The organism is Streptomyces sp. PA03-1a (genome assembly GCF_033792805.1).
GTDB lineage: Bacteria > Actinomycetota > Actinomycetes > Streptomycetales > Streptomycetaceae > Actinacidiphila.
The window spans coordinates 1-4,890 of the sequence record NZ_JARAVO010000396.1; the positions used below are offsets into that span (position 1 = coordinate 1).

The following is a 4,890-nucleotide window of genomic DNA, read 5'->3' on the forward strand; positions in this document are numbered from 1 at the left end:
CACCAGCGTCGACGACGAAGGCCGCACCACCGTCCACGCCAGCGAGTACGCCACCGTCGACCGCTCCGGACGCCTCCAGCTCCCCCGCGACTACACCCAGGCCCTCGACATCCGCAGCCGCGTCATGCTCGAACTCGAACCCGACCACATCGCCGTCCGCCCCGACCACGCTGCGGAGGACTGACCGGCCCGCGGGCGCCTACGCGTCTTGCGCCGCGTAGACCCGCTCGCCACCCACGAAGGTCTGCAGTACCCGCGTCGCGGCGATCTCCGCGGGCGGCCCGGCGAAGGGGTCGCGGTCGAGGACGACGAGGTCGGCGAGCTTGCCCGGGGTGAGCGTGCCGGTGTCATCGAGGTGGTTCACGTACGCGCTCCCCGCGGTGTAGGCGGCGATGGCGGCGGCCAGGTCGACGCGCTGCTCCGGCAGGAAGACGGGGGTGCCGTCCGGGGCGTCCGGGGTGCGGCGGTTGACCGCGACGTGCAGGGCCTGGAACGGGTCGGGGCTGCTGACCGGCCAGTCGCTGCCGGCGGCGAGCGTCACGCCGGAGCGGAGCAGATCACCGAACGGGTACTGCCGGGCGGCCCGTTCGGGACCGAGGAACGGCAGCGTGAGTTCGTCCATCTGCGGCTCGTGGGCGGCCCACAGCGCCTGGACGTTCGCGGCGGCGCCCAGCGCTCGGAAGCGGCCGACGTCGTCCGGGTGGACGACCTGCAGATGGGCGAGGTGGTGCCGCGTGTCGCGGAAGCCGTTGGCCGAACGGGCCGCCCCCACCGCGTCCAGCGCCTCACGGACGGCCCGGTCGCCGAGGGCGTGGAAGTGCACCTGGAAGCCGAGCGCGTCCAGTTCGGTGACGTGCTTCGCCAGCGCCGCCGGGTCCACGAAACTGATGCCGCTGTTGGCGGAGGCGCAACCGCAGGCGGTGAGGTAGGGGCCGAGCAGCGCCGCCGTCCCGTTCTCCGCGATGCCGTCCTGCATGATCTTGACGCTGGTCGCGCGGAAGCGGCCCCGGCTCACGGCGGCCCGCCGTTCGAGGAGTTCGGGGATCTGCTCGGCGCCGCGCGCCCGGTCCCACCACAGGGCACCCACGACGCGCGCGGTGAGCAGCCCGTCGGCGATCAGGGCGTGGTAGGCGGACACCGGGTCGGTCATGTTCGCGTAGTCGCCGACGATGGCGTCCTGCCAGGCGGTGACACCCAGGGAGTGCAGCACGCGCTGCGCACGCAGCAGCGCGGCGGTCCGCTCGCCCGGGGTGACCGGCGGCAGGAGCCGGCCGACGAGGTGGAGGGCGCCCTCCTGGAGCATCCCGGTGGGGTTGCCGTCGGCGTCGCGCTCGATGCGGCCGTCCGCGGGGTCGGGGGTGTCCCGGGTGATCCCGGCGAGTTCCAGGGCACGGGAGTTGACCCAGGCCCCGTGGTGGTCCCGGTTGGGCAGGAAGACCGGACGGTCGGCGACCACACCGTCCAGGAGCGCGGCGGTGGGGGTGCCGCCGGGGAAGGCGTCCAGCGACCAGCCACCGCCGGTGATCCACTCGGCGCCGGGATGCCGGTCGGCGTACGCGCGGACGAGCCGCAGGTACTCCCGCGCCTCGTGGGCCTCCGCGAGATGGCACTGGCCCAGCTCGATGCCGGCGCCGAGCGGGTGGACGTGGGCGTCCTGGAAACCGGGCAGCAGCATCTTCCCGGCCAGGTCCACGACCTCGGTGCCGGGCCCGATCAGCTCCCGTACCTCGTCGTGGCCGACGGCGGCGATGCGGCCGTCGCGCACCGCCACCGAGGTGGCCCGGCCGAGGACGGGGTCGACGGTGTGCACCGGGCCGCCGGTGAGGACGAGGTCGGCGTGCGGGTGGGACATCGCGTGCGCTCCAGGGGCAGGGGTCGCGGGGGGCTTCGGACTTCGGACTTCGGGCTTCGGGCTTCGGGCTTCGGGCAGTGCGTCAGACCGTCGTACGGTCCATCGGCAGGGTCAGGGCGTCCGCGTCCGTGCCGCGGCCGGTGGCGAAGTAGGGAGAGCGTCGCAGGTACTTGGCGCAGGCGGCCATCACCAGGCCGGCCAGGACGATCCCGCCGGGCAGCGCGAGCATGAACCAGCCGTTGCCGGGGCTGAGTTCGAAGTGGTCGCTCATCGTGGCGTACGAGTGGCCGAGGTAGCAGCCGGCGCCCAGGAGCACCGCGCCCGACAGGCCGGGCACCACCACGGACAGCGGCGCCTCGCGGGCCCCGGCCCGCAGCGCGCCACGGAAACGGACCGCGCAGGCGACCGCGGTCAGGCCGTAGTAGAGGGCCACGAGCAGCCCGACGGAGTTGACCGCCGCCAGCAGCATGTCGTTGAGCCGCGGGATGGCCATCGCCAGCAGGGCGATGACGGCGGCGACCGCCATCACCAGGACGGTGCCCACGGCGGGCGTACCGAAGCGCGGGTGGATCCGGGTCCAGACGGGCCCCATCGTGCGGTCCCGTCCCATGGCCAGCATGCCGCGGGCGGTGGGGATCACCGAGGACTGCACGGAGGCCACGGCCGAGAACATCAGCGCGAGCAGCGGCAGGCTCGCCCACGGCTCGCCGGCGAGCTTCGCACCGAGGTGAGGCAGCGCCTGCGGGCCGTTCTCGATCAGCTCCGGCAGGCTCATCTCACGCTGGAAGGCCACGGAGGCGAAGAGGAACATGCCGAGCATCGCGACCAGGGCGATCGTGCCGCCGCGCGCGGAGTCACCGACGTCACGGGTCTCCTCGTTGACGCTGAACGCCGCGTCCCAGCCCCAGAAGAAGAACACCGCGAGCACCAGGCCCTGGGCGAAGGCCGTGCCGTCGTGCACGGCGAACGGGTCGAACCAGGACGCCCGCACCGCGTGACCCCCGCGCAGGAACGCCAGGCCGCAGAAGACGAGGAGGACGGCGTACTCGAAGACCAGCAACCCCGCCTGCAGCCGGGTCGCGCCCCGCACCCCCGTGACGGCCAGGACGGTGACACCGGTGAGGACCACCAGGCCCAGCACGGTGCTCACCGCGGTCGACCCCGGGTCCAGGGCGAGCCCCGCGACCTCGGTGAGCCCCGCCTTGTTCGCGAACGCCAGGATCACCGAGCCGGTGATGGCGCTGGTGTACGCCATGAAGACCACGGAACCGGCGAGGGTCACCCAGCCGGTCAGGAAACCGGGCCACGGTCCCAGGGTCGCGCCGACCCACGTGTAGCCGTTGCCGCAGTTCGGCTCGGAGCGGTTGAGCCGGGCGTACGCGGTCGCGATGCCGAGCACGGGCAGGAACGCCAGCAGCAGCACCACCGGCGCCTGCAGTCCGACGGTCGCGGCCAGCGCGCCCATGCCGACGCCGATGCTGGTGGTGGCCGCAGTGCTGGAGGCGGCGATGGCGACGCCGTCGACGACACCCAGCGAACGGCGCAACTGGGCGGGGGATCTGGCGGGTCCGGGGGCGGAGGCGGGTCCGGTGGTCGACATCTGTGGCTCCTCTGAGGGAGGACGGACGGGGAAGAGCCGCGCGGGGTTGTGATGAAACAACCCGCGTTCACCTACCGTCAATGGTGTTGACATAAGGCTGCCGGGCCCCTTCACTGTGCGCGACGCCGACAGAAGGGCCCGCCCATGACCGCCGCCACCGGCGACCGCGTCCCCCGGGAACGCAAGCGCCGCCGCCCCACCCGCTCGGGCGTCCTGCTGTCCGCCCCGCTCATCGTCGACACCGCCCTGCGCCTCATCGGCGAACACGGCCCCGAGGCACTGAGCGTCCGCCGCCTCGGCGCGGCCCTCGGCTGCGACCCCAGCGCGGTCTACCGCTACTTCCACAACACCGACGACCTGCTGCTCGCCGTCGCCGACCGCATCATCGGCGACGCCATGGACGGCTTCACTCCCGGCGACGACTGGCAGGCCTCCCTGCGCGACATGGCCGTACGGGTCCGCGACGGATACCTCGCGCACCCCCGCGCCGCCGCCATGGCCTCGTACCGGATCACCCGCCGCGAACACGAGTTCCGCGCCGTGGAGGCGGGCATCGGCATCCTGCTGCGGGCGGGCTTCGCACCCGACAGCGCCGTCCCCCTCTACCTGGCGTTCATCGACACCGTCCTCGGCCACGCCGCCCTCGACGCCGCCCACCTCGCGCTGCCGCGCGCCCAGCGCGAGGCCGACCGGCGCGCCTGGACCCAGGAGTACCGCTCCGCGACGGTCGACCCACAGGCCTTCCCCGCACTGTCCGCCGTCCGCGGCCACCTGCACCTGATGGCCGGCAGCTCCTTCGGCACCGCCGTCGACCTCATGCTCACCGCCCTCGCCGCACGATTGCGCCCACAGCGTGATCGCTGACGCCCGGCCGCACCGCGGGGCACAGTGGCCGGTATGAAGCTGCTGACCCTGGGTGGAACCGAATTCGTGGGACGCGCCGTCGTCGAGGACGCGCTCGAGCGGGGCTGGGAGGTCACGGTGTTCCACCGCGGCCGGCACCAAGCACCGCCCGGCGCCACCGTGCTGCTCGGGGAACGCGGCACCGAAGGCGGCCTCGCCGCCCTCGCGCACGGCGAGTGGGACGCCGTCGTCGACACCTGGTCCGGCGCACCGGCCGCCGTACGGGACACCGCCCGCCTCCTGGCCGGCCGCGCCCGGACGTACGCCTACGTCTCCAGCCGCTCCGTCTACACCTACCCCGCCCCCGCCGGACTCGACGAGGACGGACCCGTCGTGGACGCCTCCCCCGGCGACGGACCCGACGTCGACTACGCACGCGCCAAGCGCGGCGGCGAACTCGCCGCGACCGAGTCCTTCGGCGACCACGCCCTGCTGGCCCGCGCCGGCCTCATCCTCGGCCCCTACGAGAACATCGGCCGCCTCCCCTGGTGGCTCACCCGCGTCGCCCGCGGCGGCCCCGTCCTCGCTCCCGGCC

The 4,890-nt window shown here is 73.9% G+C and carries 5 protein-coding genes; 3 read left to right on the forward strand and 2 right to left on the reverse strand.

Annotated elements, in window-relative coordinates; all coding sequences use genetic code 11:
* Positions 1–184 (forward strand): AbrB/MazE/SpoVT family DNA-binding domain-containing protein (locus PV341_RS43790; RefSeq protein WP_500323952.1); only part of this gene is annotated, 184 nt, incomplete at its 5' end.
* Between the two features lie 15 nt (positions 185–199).
* On the opposite strand, the gene PV341_RS43795 is transcribed toward PV341_RS43790, so the two are convergent.
* Positions 200–1,852 (reverse strand): amidohydrolase, encoded by a 1,653-nt coding sequence (locus tag PV341_RS43795; protein WP_500323951.1) that lies wholly within the window; start codon positions 1,850–1,852, stop codon positions 200–202.
* An 82-nt stretch (positions 1,853–1,934) separates the two neighbouring features.
* Positions 1,935–3,452, reverse strand: a complete 1,518-nt coding sequence (locus PV341_RS43800) for an APC family permease (RefSeq protein WP_500323950.1) — start codon at positions 3,450–3,452, stop codon at positions 1,935–1,937.
* A gap of 144 nt (positions 3,453–3,596) precedes the next feature.
* Between PV341_RS43800 and PV341_RS43805 the strand changes: the two genes are divergently transcribed.
* Together PV341_RS43805 and PV341_RS43810 are read left to right on the forward strand one after the other, a co-directional pair.
* The gene (locus tag PV341_RS43805) at positions 3,597–4,316 is read left to right on the forward strand and encodes a TetR/AcrR family transcriptional regulator (RefSeq protein WP_500323949.1); all 720 of its coding nucleotides are present in this window, start codon (positions 3,597–3,599) and stop codon (positions 4,314–4,316) included.
* A 33-nt stretch (positions 4,317–4,349) separates the two neighbouring features.
* Positions 4,350–4,890: Rossmann-fold NAD(P)-binding domain-containing protein (locus PV341_RS43810; protein WP_500360831.1), on the forward strand; the 541-nt coding region annotated here is incomplete at its 3' end.

Bases quoted from the DNA above. Each gene is read 5' to 3' on its own strand.
- PV341_RS43795 (WP_500323951.1), bottom strand. From the start codon at position 1,852: ATGTCCCACCCGCACGCCGACCTCGTCCTCACCGGCGGCCCGGTGCAC.
- PV341_RS43800 (WP_500323950.1), bottom strand. From the start codon at position 3,452: ATGTCGACCACCGGACCCGCCTCCGCCCCCGGACCCGCCAGATCCCCC.
- PV341_RS43805 (WP_500323949.1), top strand. From the start codon at position 3,597: ATGACCGCCGCCACCGGCGACCGCGTCCCCCGGGAACGCAAGCGCCGC.